Origin of the sequence: Streptococcus macedonicus ACA-DC 198 (genome assembly GCA_000283635.1) — a bacterium.
Taxonomy (GTDB): Bacteria; Bacillota; Bacilli; order Lactobacillales; family Streptococcaceae; genus Streptococcus; species Streptococcus macedonicus.
The window spans coordinates 889,632-905,238 of the sequence record HE613569.1 but is presented as its reverse complement, the minus strand read 5'-3'; the positions used below and the strand labels follow the sequence as shown (position 1 = coordinate 905,238).

The window sequence follows — 15,607 nt, the reverse complement described above, 5'->3', positions numbered from 1 at the left end:
ATAGATGATAAAACTCTGTCATTTCTAATAAATGACTCTCTAAGATTATATCGTGTACCAGTCAATATTACAAAAATCTGAACTGAAACCTGTTTTGATACAACAAAAAACTATATTGATATTTCACAACGAAAAAATGAACTGTTTTGTAACAGCTCATCCTATTTTATTAGTCTTTTGATAGGCTACCAGATTTTACTTGTGTTCTCGCATACACAATCAATAAAATCGTACCTGCAATAGCAACAGTAACACTATTTGCAATGCCCGCAACTAAACCTTGTACAAAAACTTTATTAGCAGGTTCGCTATAAATAACGATGTCTAGTACTGGAGCAATGATACCCCAAGAAACAATGTTTGCCACAATCTGGAAGACATTGAACACAAGGATGTCTTTGCCTTCAAAAATTCCTTCTTGGATACGAAGACGACTTTTTGCTACACCCACAACAAGCCCAAATATACCTGAAGCTAAAATCCAAGACCACCATGGACCGTACTGAATAGAGTCTTTAAGAGCATGACCAATAAATCCAACAAAGAATCCAACAACAGGACCAAAAAGAATGGATAGAAGAGCCTGAACAGCATATTGAAGCTGGATGCTCGTATTTGGTACAAAGGTTGGAATATTGATTACCAAGCCAATTACAACAAAAAGAGCAGCACCAATACCAGTTGCAACAACAGTTTTAATCGAATTATTTTTCATTATAAGTCTCCTTGTAAAATAAAGTAATCAATTGACAAGACGTCTAATTTCAATATGCCAGTTCTGACCGACACCTACATTATAAGCTTTGGCGAACGATCCTTGATTAATTGCAAGTCCAACACGATAAAGTGAGTTGATATAGAGCAAGGGTTGACCTATGCGCACATCCGCAAATGATTTTCCATATGTTACCTGATTCTGGTAGACAAGCATATCATTATTGTAAATCGTTACCTCGAAGCGATCTCCAAATTCTGGTAAAAGAGTATAAAACTCTTCACGAGTGACTGATGTCCAAAGAGATCCAAATCTAACATCAAGAATATCAATAGCACCTTTGACAAAATCAGAGCCGACTTCTGTTTCTACAGTTGGGATCTCGACAATATGTTCCACACTAAGTTCTGGTCCAACTTCTTCAAAACTAATATGCCCTGACGCTAATTTCGCACCCGTATAAGCATAAACATCTCGTCCATGGAACGTATAAGAATGCTCGGTATTCGCACGACGATTAGCGACTTCTGAGATTTCCCTAACAGCTTTTATCCCAACATGTTTCTTAATAAAAGATAGGGTTCCATTATCTGGTGTGACAATATACTGATTTTTATTAGTTAGGGCAACAACGCTTTTTCTCTTGGAGCCCACACCTGGATCAACAACCGAAACAAAAGTTGTTCCCTCCGGCCAGTATTCCACTGTCTGGAAGAGACGATATGAGCCCTCAAAAATATTGTAGGGGGTAATATAGTGCGTCAGATTGTGAACAACAAGATCTCTTGATTCTTGAAGTGCTACACCAATCATAGCTGATACCGCACCATCAACTAATCCAAAATCTGATTGTAAAACAAGTAAGTTATTTGACATTCTTCCTCCTTATATTACTACCGTTCTATCATAACAGAAAACCCATAACCGTTCAAATAGATATTTTTAAAGACCTGTTATAGTCTATCTTTATATCAAATACCTAATTCTATCAATTTTTCTCAAATTCACAAAGAATACTGCCTACCGTCAGTTCCAATCTACAACCTTCTAATAAAGGGCTCTATAATTTCTGTAGTGGGTAACTCCACTGTGGAAATTATGGAGCCTTTTTGAGTATATACAAAAAGTCCCATATGACCTATAATGAAAAGCGACGAAACCATCATTAGAAAGACTCATATGGAACAACTAAATCTTATCACAAATTTTCTCAGAATTAAAGACCCTAATATCACTATCTTGGATTATGTAGACGCTGGAACACATGAAGAAGTCTTCGCTAAACTGGATTATCCAGCTCCTAAATGCCACAGCTGTCATGGTCAGATGGCTAAATATTACCTCCAGAAAGAATCTAAAATCCCTTATCTAGAATGTGCTGGATATAAGACATTGATTCGGTTAAGGAAACGTCGTTTCCGCTGTCAGAATTGCAGGAAAATAGCTGTCACAGAAACTTCCCTAGTCAAGAAGAATCATCAAATCTCTGTCGCTGTTAACCAGAAAATCGCCCAATTACTCATTGAGAATCAAGCAATGAAACATATTGCACACAGGCTATCAATTTCAACATCGTCAGTTATGAGAAAGCTCAATGAGTTCAAGTTTGAAACGGATTGGAATATCCTACCTGAGGTGATGAGCTGGGACGAGTATGCCTTCAAGAAGGGGAAAATGAGCTTCATCGCTCAAGATTTCGACTCCCTAAATGTCATCGCCATTCTCGACGGAAGAACCCAAGCAACCATCCGAAACCACTTTCTACGCTATCCTAGAAAGGTTAGAAATCGGGTCAAAGTGATTACCATGGATATGTTTAGTCCATACTACAAATTGGCTAGCCCCTTCGCTCTTCTATTTCTGAGCTCAGGCTGAAACAGTCTATTCCCAGACTGTTTCACTCCCCAATGCAAAAATTGTACTCGATCGCTTTCATATCGTGCAACACCTTAGTCGTGCTATGAACCGTGTCCGTATTCAAATTATGAATCAATTCGACAGAAAATCGCAGGAATACCGAGCCTTGAAACGTTACTGGAAATTGATACAACAAGATAGCCGTAAACTCAGCGATAAACGATTTTATCGTCCTATGTTTCGATTGCATTTGACTAACAAGGAAATCCTAGAAAAACTCCTGTCTTTCTCCGAGGAACTACGACAACACTATGAACTCTATCAGCTTCTCTTATTTCATTTCCAAGAGAAAAACTCAGATCATTTCTTTGACCTCATCGAACAGGAAATAGCCACTGTTAATCCTATTTTCCAGACGGTATTTAAGACATTTTTAAAGGATAAGGACAAGGTTTTAAACGCCATGGAATTGCCTTATTCCAACGCCAAACTGGAAGCTACCAATAATCTCATCAAAGTCATTAAGAGAAATGCCTTTGGTTTCAGGAACTTTGAAAACTTTAAAAAACGGATTTTGATTGCTTTGAGCATAAAGAAAGAGAGAGCGAAGTTCGTCCTCTCTAGGTGTTAGCTTTTCATCTACCCACTACAGTTGACAAAGAGCCAAATATCTGGGCTACGATGTAAACTAGAAACAAAATGCAAAGTGATTAACTCGTACTCTCGCTCACTTTGTAGGTAAGCTGGAAAAATTTCTTTAACTAATAGGCTCACTACGCGATGAAGGTACTCGTTGCTATGAAGCGTCTGGTGAGCAATTAAAGTACTATTTGATTCCTCAAAAATCAGCGGAACAGCTAAATTTAAACGAATATGGTTAAATAGAAATTTAAATAAAACCTGATCTTTAGCAAAATTGATTTTAGTATAACGAGCAACTTTATCAATGAGATTTGAGACATTATAGAAGAATTCACTGTCAAAATTTTCGTTAAATAGAGGTGTTTCTTGACGTTTGACTGCTAACTCATCCACCATCTCAGCATAGTAAAGAATTTCTTTTAAGCTATAAAATTGCCCACTCATGTGTGAAAAATCAGCAAAAACTTTCTGCGAGAATTCAAGTGATACTTTCGTAACAGGTGTTGACCTCAACTCAACTTGCCCCCAATTTGTCAAAGCTAGTAAAATAATAAAAAATTGAGTCAACTTCGCATCAAATTCAGGAAGTTCTTTTTGATAACGTTGAAAAACTTCAGTCGCTTGTTTCAATTGTTCAGAAGTAACAATGGTAAAGTGATTGTAGTCATGTTTCTAAAAATTTGGCAGACTGATATTATTCGTTAGCAATATTGCCAAAACTCTCCACTTATTGTGAGTTGGACTACTCAAAAAATAGCCTTTTTTTCTCTCTAAGATTAAATCAAAATCTTTTAGGCGTTTTTCAATATCTGCAATATCTTGGATAATCGTGACATTGCTAACCGCAAATTGTTCTTGTAAATCATCATTTGTGACTTCTTCATCACTAATCAAAAGCCGATAAGTAATCAAATTAAGACGTTCATTGCGTGTATAGACAACTTGCGTTGTAAAGTCAGAAAGATTTTCCAAATTTCCCAATAATTGATACTTGTTCTCTTCTTTGACAATGTCAACATCTAGTGTCGCTAGACTATCTGTTAAGTCAACAATTGTACGATAAACCGTACGTTTTGACACCTTTAAAATATCTGAAATATTATCAATTGAAAGCTTTCCAAATTCTAAGAAAGCTTTCAACAACTGTTCTTCTTGTTTTGTTAATAGCATAATGTACTAAAGACTACTTTCATCATTATTTATACATTTGAGCAACCATTTTGTCGTATTCGGGAGTTGTTACCAAACTATCTACTATCAAAAGTTGTGCATTTTGCGCATATTTTTGTACTTCTGTTTGATTTGCAATCGTTGACACGATAAGAATGTTCTTCGCATTGAATTTTCCGAGTTGGTCATTTGCTTCTTTTGCAACTGGAATACTGATTGATTTATTTTTAAAGATTGCTTTTAAGGTTGCTTCACCCATTGTTACTGAGCCTCTTGCTTTGCCGTAAGCAAAGATAACTTCGTCAATTTGATTAAGGTCAATTTCATTACTTTCAGTATTGGCAGCGTCAGCAGATTCTTGATTAACAGGTTGAACACCAGCAGATTCGCCACTTAGCGCAGAAACAATTTCATCATATTTTGGAGTAGCTAAGAAATTATCAACACTCATATGAACTGCACTTGGTGTTTTTTACGCTGCACGTTCAGCTAATTCTTCTTGAGTGACAATTAAAGTATTTGGAGTATCAGTTAGATTTGAAATGGCTTTGTTAGATACTGGAATATCAAGTCCAGCTTTTTTAACTTTGTCACGTAAGATTGAAGCTTCCATAGCCGAACTTCCCATACTAGCGTCACAAGCAAAGATAATTTGTTGAACTTCTTCTGAAGTGACAGCTTTAACATCATCCGATGTTGAAGTTTCTTGACCTTTTGATTCAGCTTTTGCAGCTTGTGTAGCAGCTTGAGCAGATTTAAGAGAATCACCTTCTGATTTATCTGTTCTAAGGATAATGGCAGCTACAAGGAATGACCAATCGTTGCCATTAAGACACCTGCAAGAACTGGAAGGTAACCACCACGAGGTGTCATTGCCAAAATAGCGATGATAGACCCTGGAGAAGCTGCTGCCGATAAACCTGCTCCAAGAAGTTGGAAAGTAAATGTTCCTGTCACACCACCAGCAATTGCTGCAAAGAACAACATTGGTTTCATCATGACGTATGGGAAGTAAATTTCATGAATATCACCCAAGAAATGAATGATAATTGCTCCAAGTGTTGAAGATTTTGCTGAACCTTTACCAAAGATAGAATAAGCAAGCAAGATACCAAGCCCTGGACCTGGGTTTGTTTCTAGCAAGAACAAAATAGATTTTCCAGTTTCGGCTACTTGTTCAGTTCCCAAAGGTGTGAAAATACCGTGGTTAAGTGCATTGTTAAGGAAAAGCACTTTCGCAGGTTCGATAAGGATATTAGCGATTGGCAGTAATTTAGCATTGATTTAGCATTGATGACAGCCTGAACTCCAACACCAATAGCATCAGTCAAACTAGAAACCACTGGTCCGACAGCTAAGAATGCCAAGATGATAAGAATAAATCCGATAATTCCAGCTGAAAAATTATTAACCAGCATTTCAAAACCAGGACGAATTTTTTCTTGGAATCTTTCATCAAATTTCTTAATGCACCAAGCTCCTAATGGTCTCATTACCATGGCACCAATAAATATTGTTACTGATGAACCGCAATGACACCAAATGTCGCTATTGCAGCAATGACAGCACCACGTTGACCATAAACGTTATAACCAGCCGTGTATCCAATCAGCTAAGGTAACAAATACGTTAAGATTGGTGATACCATGACATTCAGCGTAGAATTTGGAATCTACCCTGTATCAATGAACAAAGTCGCCATAATCCCCCAAGCTATAAATGCTCCGATATTGGGCATAACCATGTTGGAAAGTGCAGTCCCTAACTTTTGAACTCTCACTTTCAATGAACTTTTATTTTCCATCAGAGATTCCTCTTTATTCTTGAGTCCATTATAATCTTTGATATAAGCGTTTTACACTCAAGCTTTGTCACAAAATTTGTGACAAATGGTTAGATACTTGATATCCTGTACAAAAATAAAAAGCACTCGTATAAATGAGTGACGATATTTTCCAAGTTTCACCTGTAAAATAGATGCACTAAAACCTACTCCTGAAATCATTTAGGAATGTTATTTAGAATTACGTGATGGTAAAACGACTTGCAAGTTTTTGTTGTAGTGAATGAATTATCAGAATTCTTGTTAAAAAATTTTTCATCACAAAATGGTAATAACTTTTAGAAATTATATCTAAATATATTGTAATCGCTTTCTCACAGAGTTACAAAACTCAACCATGACTCCCAACCTTTTAAGCAAAATTTTTCTTAGTTGTATGGTAATTTAAAAACAACTTTAAACTTTTTTCAAACCAATCAGTATTTTTGCAAATAAAAAAACTACCAAACATATGTTTGGTAGTCATATTTTCTATAAATCTTATTATTCAACAGTAACCGCTTTTGCCAAATTACGTGGTCTATCAACGTCAAGACCACGTTGTAGAGAAGCAAAGTAAGCAATGAGTTGTGTTGGAATTACCATTGAAATGCTTGTTAAATATGGATGAACTTGGTTAACAACAATATCATCTCCTGGTTTAGCTAATTCTTCTTCAACGACTGTCAACACATTTGCACCACGCGCAGAAACCTCTTGAATATTACCACGTGTGTGACTAGCAATTGCTTCGCTTGATGAAATCAAACCAAGAACTGGTGTACCATCTTCAATCAATGAAATTGTACCGTGTTTCAATTCTCCTGCAGCAAATCCTTCACATTGAATGTAAGAAATTTCTTTTAATTTCAAACTTGCTTCCATCGCAACATAGTAATCATTGCCACGACCAATATAGAAAGCATTGCGAGTTGTTTTAAGCAATGATTCCACTTTTTCAGCAATCACATCTTTTTCTGACAACGTTGCTTCGATAGATTGTGCAACGATAGATAGTTCATGTACCAAGTCAAACTCAAGCGCTTCTTTTTTGCCGTTTGCTTCACCGACAGCCTTAGCCAAAAAGGCTAAAGTAGCAATTTGTGCTGTGTAAGCTTTAGTTGATGCAACGGCAATTTCAGGCCCAGCGTGTAAAAGCATTGTATAAGTTGCTTCACGTGATAACGTTGAGCCAGGAACATTAGTAACTGTCAAACTTGGAATCCCCATTTGATTGGCTTTTACCAAAACTTGACGACTGTCAGCCGTTTCACCTGATTGGCTAAGCAAGATAAACATTGGTTTCTTGCTCAAAAGTGGCATATTGTAGCCCCATTCTGAAGCAATTCCAAGCTCAACTGGCGTGTCTGTCAATTTTTCAAGCATTGCTTTTGATGCAAGACCTGCATTATAAGAAGTCCCTGCTGCCAAGATATAAATGCGGTCAGCCTCTTGTACTGTTTTAACAATATCAGGATCAACAACCATATTTCCTTCGCTGTCTGAGTATGTATTAATCAATTTACGCATAACAGTTGGTTGTTCGTCGATTTCTTTCAACATATAGTAAGGGTAAGTTCCTTTACCAATATCTGACAAATCAAGCTCAGCTGTGTATGATTCGCGTTCAATTTCATTGCCTTCGTAATCAGTAACTGTCGCAGAATCTTTAGTCAAGATAACCAATTCTTTATCATGAATTTCCATAAATTCACTTGTTTCACGAATCATTGCCATCGCATCTGAACATACCATGTTGTAACCATCACCTAAACCAATCAAAAGTGGTGATTTATTTTTAGCAACATAAATCGTATCTGCATCTTCTGCATCAATAAGGGCAAAAGAGTATGAACCTTCGATGATAGTCAAAGCTTTCTTGAAAGCTTCAAGAACTGATAAACCTTCTGAAACGAATTGTCCAACTAATTGAACAGCAATTTCTGTATCTGTTTCACCCTTCAAATGATGTTCTGAAAGATATGTTTCTTTAATTTGCAAATAGTTTTCAATGACACCATTGTGAACCAAGACAAAACGTCCTGTTTCTGATGTATGTGGGTGAGCATTTGCCTCTGTTGCTTGACCATGAGTTGCCCAACGTGTGTGACCAATTCCTGTGTATCCTGCCACATCAATACCGATTTTAGCACGAAGATCTGAAATACGTCCAACAGATTTAATCAAACGTCCTTGATCTGTACCATTAGTCACGTAAATTCCAGCAGAATCATAACCACGATATTCGAGCTTTTCAAGACCTTGCATCAAAATGTCTGTTGCATTTTTATTTCCTACAACACCAACAATACCACACATAATTTTCACCTTTAGCAAGACTTTACTTGCTAATTCTTTCTCATTTTTTAAATTGGTATAGTCTAATAAAGACTTCCTAAAACCTAACAAAATCAGTTTATAACTTTATTTTTATATTGTCAACAATTAAATTGGTATAATTTTAGATATACCAATTATCGATTGGTATATCTAATAAAAAAACAGAGCAGCTACTGCTACTCTGTTGTGATGAAGCCAAATTTACTTAGTGGTAATAGTTTAAACGTGACGACACCACGTATCTGACTTTCTTTAATCAGACCAAATGTACGACTATCATTTGTATTCTGACGGTCATCGTTTAATACCAGATAACTTCCCTTTGGCACATCGCTATATTTATCATTCGTGATAGTATTAACAGAAAAATCAGATGTAAAGGCTTGTTGATTATCCGATGTCGATAGATATTCAGACTTAATTTGGCTAATGTATGGTTCTTTTTGAACTTCGTTGTCAATATATAGGATATCATCCATAACTGTCGCACTTTCACCAGCAGTCGCAATAACACGACTAATATAAAAAGTACCATCAACTTCATAAACAATAAAATCCTTATATTGAGGAGTCCGATTACGATTGACAACTACAATATCCCCATTCGACAAATACGAATTAGCCGCATCTTCATGAACTTTAAATGTTGAAAAAACAAAAATCCTCAACAAGAATATCGCCAAAATAGCTATCAAAGCTATAATAATATTTCGAATAAAATCGCGCTTTACCATAATTTCTCCTATTCTTTGTTCTATTATATCATTTTTCATTGTATAAAAAAAGTAGATCATTTAACCCCAAAATCAAGAAAAAGCCTCTAACACGTAAACATAACAGCCTATATAGAGTAAGTGAAATAATTTAGAATAAAGAAAAATTTTTAGATTAGATTGGAAAGATACGGATACTTACTTTCAAAAAATCAAGCAGACTTCGATACAAAGAAATATTTTGCTCTCTACAAATAAAATGAAAGATAAAGTTGTGGACACGATTAATGAATTACCACTTTAGTTTGCCCCAAAATGCCCCACAATATAAAAAAGCCCTATCACACAGGCCGTAAAGCTTGATATGATAGGCTTTTTATTATTTAGGCTATTTTACAGTGCGGATACGCATTGTGTTTGTATTACCTGAACCAACTGGAACACCAGCGACGATAACGATGTTATCACCTGATTGAACCAATCCTGATTCAAGGGCAGTTTTTTCAGCAACTTCAAACATGTCATCAGTTGATGCAGGTTGTTCAGTTACAACTGGAATAACACCCCAGTTAATCATAAGTGATTTTTGAGTTTTTTCGTCAAATGTTATAGCCAAGATGTCAGCATCTGGACGGTATTTAGAGATAAGACGAGCAGTGTTACCAGATTCGGTAAGAGCTACGACAAGTTTGATATCCATTGAGCTTGTTGCATCTTTAACTGCTGAAGCCACAACTTCTGTTTTAGAAGTACGAGCGAATGATGATGGATTAAGACGTCCGTATTCGTTAAGAAGAGTTTGAGCGTTTTTACCAATTGTAGCCATTGCACGAACAGATTCAACTGGGTATTTACCATTTGCAGATTCACCTGAAAGCATAGTTGCATCAGTACCATCGATAACAGCGTTGAATACGTCAGATACTTCAGAACGAGTAGCACGTGGTTTTTCAGTCATTGATTCAAGCATGTTAGTTGCTGTGATAACTGCTTTACCAGCTGCATTAACTTTAGTGATAATCATTTTTTGGTAAACTGGAACCATTTCGAATGGTACTTCAATACCCATGTCACCACGAGCAATCATGATACCGTCAGCAGCTTCGATGATTTCATCAATGTTGTCAATACCTTGTTGGTTTTCGATTTTAGCAAATAAACGAACGTGTCCGTTGCCAGTTTCTTCACAGATAGCACGAACTTCGTTAACGTCTTTTGCAGTACGTACGAATGAGATAGCGATAAAGTTAAGACCTTGTTCAAGACCGAAACGGATATCAGCGTTGTCACGATCAGCAAGAGCTGGGAATGGGATTTTAGTGTAAGGAATATTTACACCTTTTTGTTTAGCAATGATACCATCGTTTTCAACTTCAACTTCGAATTCACGAGTTGCATCATCCTTAGCAATAACACGAAGACCAAGTTTACCATCATCAACAAGAATTTGTTTACCAACTTCAACATCATCGTAGATGTCAAGATTGCCAGCAACGTTCAATGCGATAACTTCACGAGTTGATTTGATACCTTGTTTAGTGGCAACACGGATTTTTTCACCAGTTTTGTATGAATATTCTTTAGCGTCACCTTCAAAAAGTTCAGTACGGATTTCTGGACCTTTAGTGTCAAGAAGGAAACCAACTTTTTGACCAGCAATTTCTTCTGCACGACGTACAGTTGCCATACGTTCACCTTGTTCTGCGTGGTCACCGTGTGAGAAGTTGAAACGGAAGACGTTCGCACCTTCTTTAATCAATTCAGCGATTTTTTGAGCTGATGCTTCAACATCAAGGTTTTCACCCCAATATCCATCTTCACCGAATTTTTTACCACCGCGGATTTCTACCGCAGGACCAAGTGTTGCAACGATTTTTACGCGTTTATTCATGATAATATGAAACTCCCTTTATTTTTCGTCGATTTAACGACTTTTAATAACAATAATAATTTTTAATCTATAAATACAATACTATAAGTGAGCAAGGTCACGGTTTAATTTAGCAAAGTCAAGGCGTGCTTTGTGAGGCATGTTAACAATAATGTTTCCCTCTTCTGCCAATGAGAACAATGCACCTTCTTCTTTTGTTCCAAGGATTGGGCTTTCTACCAATTCTTCGTTGTGGATACCAACAGCAAGTCCACCACGTCCTTCAAGAAGAAGTTCAACGGCGTGTGCACCCATCCAAGAAGCAAGAACACGATCACGAGGTGATGGAGCACCACCACGAAGGATGTGACCAAGGTTTGTAGCACGAAGGTCGCTAGTATCTCCAGCTTCTTTCATCAATTCAGCAAATTTTTCAGCATGCATAACACCTTCAGCAAGAACGATTAGGTGACGTTCTTTACCTCTGTTTTCATAACCATCTTTAACTTTTGCAACAACGTCTTTGATGTCGTATTCTTCTTCAGGGATGATGATTTGGTCAGCACCTGCAGCAATACCAGACCAAAGAGCGATATCCCCAGCGTTACGTCCCATTACTTCGACAACGAAAGTACGTTTGTGACTGAATGATGTATCACGGATTTTATCAAGAGCTTCCATAGCTGTGTTAACAGCTGTATCAAACCCAATAGTATAATCTGTACCAGCGATATCGTTATCAATCGTACCTGGAATACCGACAGCTGGGAAACCATGTTCAGTTAAGCGCATAGCACCATGATAAGAACCATCACCACCGATAACAACGACAGCTTCAATACCGTGTTTTTTAAGTTGTTCGATACCTGCTAATTGTCCTTCAAGAGTTGCAAACTCAGGATAACGAGCAGATTGAAGGAATGTACCACCATGTGACAAAATATTTGACACACTTTGAGCATCCAATGGGAAGATATCGCCTTCAACCATACCAGCATAGCCACGGTTGATTCCGAAAACTTCTATTCCTTCTTTAATTGCTTTACGAACAACTGCACGAACAGCAGCATTCATACCAGGAGCGTCGCCGCCACTAGTCAAAACAGCAATACGTTTCATTTTGCTAATACTCCTTTTATTAATCTAACGTCCTTATTATAGCACATTACTTTGTAAAAAGCTTCACTTTATTTGATTTTTACTTAATTTTTTATTGATAAATCGTTTTCAGAGTATAACTTGATAGCGCTTCAATAAGCTCAGTTGTCCTTTGAACCAAATGTCTTTGGCTTTGCAATGTTTGATTACTATCTTGATAGTGTAAAATCACTGGAATGTTTCCTGGATATTGTGATAATATCTTAGAAATTTCATTATCGTGGAGATGATTTGGAAGTAAGAGCCATAATCGTTCACTACTTGCTTCTTGAATATGATTTAAAATCATCTGCAAGCGGTTGTTTCGATTCTGAATTTTTCCAGTAAGGTAATAAAATCTTCCTTCTTGAAGCTCATCTTTGAAACGCGCAAAGGTTTCTGGGAACAAGGTAACATCGAATTTTTTCTGAGTATCTGTAACACTCAAAAATGCCATTTGCTCACCTTTCGTTTTTGTCCTGATGACACGAATCTGATTAAGTTCTACCAAAATAGTTGCTTCGGTATTTTCTTGCAAATCTGCTAGCGCTGTAAAATCTTTTGTGGATTGCCTTGCGATTTCTAAAAGCGGATGTGGGCTAATTCCTACGCCTAACAAACTCTGCTCTAAGCGGTATTTTTCAGCATTTGGATAATCTTCTGTCTCAATCCAACTATAAGACGTATCCGCAAATAGACTCCCGAGCTCATTGACAAAGATAAAGAGGGGGTCAAGGTTTTCAATGATTTTTCGACGATTTTTATCAAATTGATCAAAAGCACCAACTTCTACAAGAGGTGTAATCATCTCTCTCTTTTGATAATTCTCTGGCAATCGTGTTAAGAAATCCTCAACACAGCTAAATGGACGATTTTCAATAATCCAGTAGCATAAATCGCGTGGAACACCTCTTAGATTTTTTAAGCCAAGGTAAATCTGTCCATCTGAAATTTTATCGCTGTATGGAACGGTATTGATATCGATTTTCTTAACTTTAAATTGTGAATCTAGAGCGTCTGTAATATAATCAGCGCTAGAATAATTCAACATAACGTCGTAAAAAACAGCAGGATAATGCGCTTTAAAATAAGCCAGTTGGAAAGCCAAAGCTGAATAAGCAAAAGCGTGGCTTCTATTAAAACCATACCCAGCAAATTTTGCCATACGACTAAATAAATCCTTTGCCGTTTCAAGTGGACGTCCTAATCGTTGCGCTCCTTCTAAGAAATCACTTTCCATTTTTTGCATATCATCAGCCTTTTTCTTAGACATGGCACGACGTAACAAATCCGCTTTTCCAAGAGTGAAGCCAGCATAAATTTGAGCGATTTGCATAACCTGTTCTTGGTAAAGCATGATGCCATAAGTTGGCTCTAAAATCGGTGCTACCAATGGGTCAATTAAATCCACTTCTTCTTGCCCAAAACGACGTTTGATGAAGTTTTCAGTGTAATCACTAGCACCTGGTCGGTTTAAGCTAGTCGTTGCAACAATATCTTCAAATTGACGTGGTTGAATACGTTTCAAAAGATTAATTGCTCCAGCTTGTTCAAACTGGAAGATTCCCTTGGTCTTGCCAGCCGCAAATAATTCTAATGTCTTTTTATCCTCTAAATCTATTGATTTAATATCAATAGTGACCCCATAATCTTTAGCAACTTTTTCTTGCATACGTTGGACAAATGTCAAATTACGTAAGCCAAGAAAGTCCATTTTCAAAAGACCATTTGCCTCAACTGCTTGAGCATCATACTGCGTAATCATCATGTCTTCGCCAGCTTTTAACGGAATATATTCTGTTAAATTATCATCGCTCATAACAACCCCTGCCGCGTGGATAGAGGTCTGACGTGGATTGCCTTCAATACGTTTTGCAATCGCAAATGCTTTTTGATATTCAATTTTAGAATTAATAATCTGACGGAAAGAAAGATTTTTCTCATAAACCGACGTTAAAGTATCTCTGAAACTGATTTTTTTCGTGATATTTGTCAATTCATGCTCAGGAGCCCCAAATCGTTTAAAAACATCACGAATGGCTTGTTTTGCTCCAAAGGTTGAAAACGTTACAATCTGCGCTGAATGCAAACTCCCGTAACGATTACGCACATAATGAAGAAACTCGCTACGATACACATCTGGCAGGTCAATATCAATATCTGGCATGCTGTAACGTTCTTCATTCAAGAAACGTTCAAAAAGTAGGTTATTTTTAACTGGGTCAATTCCTGTAATATCAAGGGCATAAGAAACCAAGCTTCCCGCAGCTGAACCACGTCCCATTCCCATATAATAACCGCGACTTCGACCAAAACGTAACAAGTCCCAGACAATTAAGAAATAATCATCAAAGCCCATTTTATGGATAACTGATAGTTCTTTTTTTAAACGCTCTTGATAAGCTGGCAGCCACAAATTTTTAGCTCGCAATCCCGCTTCTATTCGTTCAATCAATTCTTCCTGTGCTGGCTTTTGACGATTAAATCTTGGCAATTTTAAATCTGTGTCAAACTCATAATGAATGTTTGATATGAGCTTTTCCTGATTTTCTAACGCTTGCGGAAATGTCTCTCTAAACGCTTGTGTCAAAATATCACAAGCTAACAGATTTTGTCCTTGAGATGCAGGCGGAGCATCTTTTAAGCTAATATTATCACGAATAGCGTGTAGCATGTGAAGAGTTTCCACCTCATTAGTTTCAAAATAACGAACCGTATAAAGCGGAAAAATCGGCTTTTCATATGCTTTTTGAGGAGAATTAACATCAACCCCAATGTAGTAATCAAAAGGAAGCGACAATGTCTCTAATTCCTCGAAATAAGGCACTACTATGGCTACACCAGTCAAATAATCAGAGAGTTCGTCTAACTGAATGTCTGAAGACATCTGTTTACTCGAAATCTTCATCAAATTTTTATAACCGGTTGTATCTTGCGCAAGTAGGTAGAGTTTTAACGATAGTGTCTCCTCAACGGCAAAAGATAACTCTAACCCAACAACAGGCTGCAAGGATTGTTTTTTAGCCTCTTCAATAAAATGAAAGGCTGCGTAAAGATTATCCTTGTCCATAATTCCAATTGTTTGATAACCTAAAGATTTAGCTGCTTTAACATACCCTTCTAAGTCAATCAAGCTATCCATAAAAGAATAGACAGTTTTCGTGTCTAACTGGGCAAACATAAAAAATGCTCCTTTCGTTAAAATACTTAGTTCTATTATACACTAAAATAGTATTAAATTTAGTTTTTAATATAAATAGGAAATAAAGACGACAGTTTCCTTGACTTTTCAAACTTATTTCTGTACCATTTATGTAGTACAAGACTTCTTTGAAAATTAA

At 36.8% G+C, this 15,607-nt stretch carries 7 protein-coding genes and 3 pseudogenes; 1 reads left to right on the top strand and 9 read right to left on the bottom strand.

Going from position 1 to position 15,607, the window contains the following annotated elements; translation table 11 throughout:
• Nucleotides 1-169: 169 nt before the first annotated feature.
• Together SMA_RS04625 and SMA_RS04620 are read right to left on the bottom strand one after the other, a co-directional pair.
• Nucleotides 170-715 carry an ECF-type riboflavin transporter substrate-binding protein gene (locus SMA_RS04625; protein ID WP_014294457.1) on the bottom strand — a complete coding sequence of 182 codons (546 nt, stop codon included), beginning with the start codon at nt 713-715 and terminating at the stop codon, nt 170-172.
• Nucleotides 716-742: 27 nt separating this feature from the next.
• Nucleotides 743-1,591 carry an SAM hydrolase/SAM-dependent halogenase family protein gene (locus SMA_RS04620; RefSeq protein WP_014294456.1) on the bottom strand — a complete coding sequence of 283 codons (849 nt, stop codon included), beginning with the start codon at nt 1,589-1,591 and terminating at the stop codon, nt 743-745.
• 303 nt (nt 1,592-1,894) lie between these two features.
• Here SMA_RS04620 and SMA_RS10900 point away from each other — a divergent pair.
• A pseudogene (locus SMA_RS10900) lies at nt 1,895-3,203 on the top strand (transposase).
• Between the two features lie 32 nt (nt 3,204-3,235).
• Here the strand turns inward: SMA_RS10900 and SMA_RS04605 are convergent.
• The 7 genes and pseudogenes from SMA_RS04605 to SMA_RS04575 form a co-directional block, all read right to left on the bottom strand.
• Nucleotides 3,236-4,384: pseudogene (locus tag SMA_RS04605) on the bottom strand (HTH domain-containing protein); the annotation flags it as partial.
• A 25-nt stretch (nt 4,385-4,409) separates the two neighbouring features.
• A pseudogene (locus SMA_RS04600) lies at nt 4,410-6,188 on the bottom strand (PTS mannitol transporter subunit IIBC).
• A gap of 522 nt (nt 6,189-6,710) precedes the next feature.
• Nucleotides 6,711-8,525, bottom strand: coding sequence for a glutamine--fructose-6-phosphate transaminase (isomerizing) (gene glmS / locus SMA_RS04595; protein ID WP_014294453.1), 1,815 nt, complete (start codon nt 8,523-8,525; stop codon nt 6,711-6,713).
• Nucleotides 8,526-8,722: 197 nt separating this feature from the next.
• Entirely contained in the window at nt 8,723-9,280 is a 558-nt protein-coding gene (gene lepB / locus SMA_RS04590; RefSeq protein WP_014294452.1) for a signal peptidase I, read from the bottom strand.
• A gap of 367 nt (nt 9,281-9,647) precedes the next feature.
• On the bottom strand, nt 9,648-11,150 hold the full coding sequence (gene pyk / locus SMA_RS04585; protein WP_014294451.1) for a pyruvate kinase: 1,503 nt from the start codon (nt 11,148-11,150) through the stop codon (nt 9,648-9,650).
• Between the two features lie 81 nt (nt 11,151-11,231).
• Nucleotides 11,232-12,248 carry a 6-phosphofructokinase gene (gene pfkA / locus SMA_RS04580; RefSeq protein ID WP_014294450.1) on the bottom strand — a complete coding sequence of 339 codons (1,017 nt, stop codon included), beginning with the start codon at nt 12,246-12,248 and terminating at the stop codon, nt 11,232-11,234.
• A 91-nt stretch (nt 12,249-12,339) separates the two neighbouring features.
• Nucleotides 12,340-15,447, bottom strand: coding sequence for a DNA polymerase III subunit alpha (locus tag SMA_RS04575; protein WP_014294449.1), 3,108 nt, complete (start codon nt 15,445-15,447; stop codon nt 12,340-12,342).
• Nucleotides 15,448-15,607 lie beyond the last annotated feature (160 nt).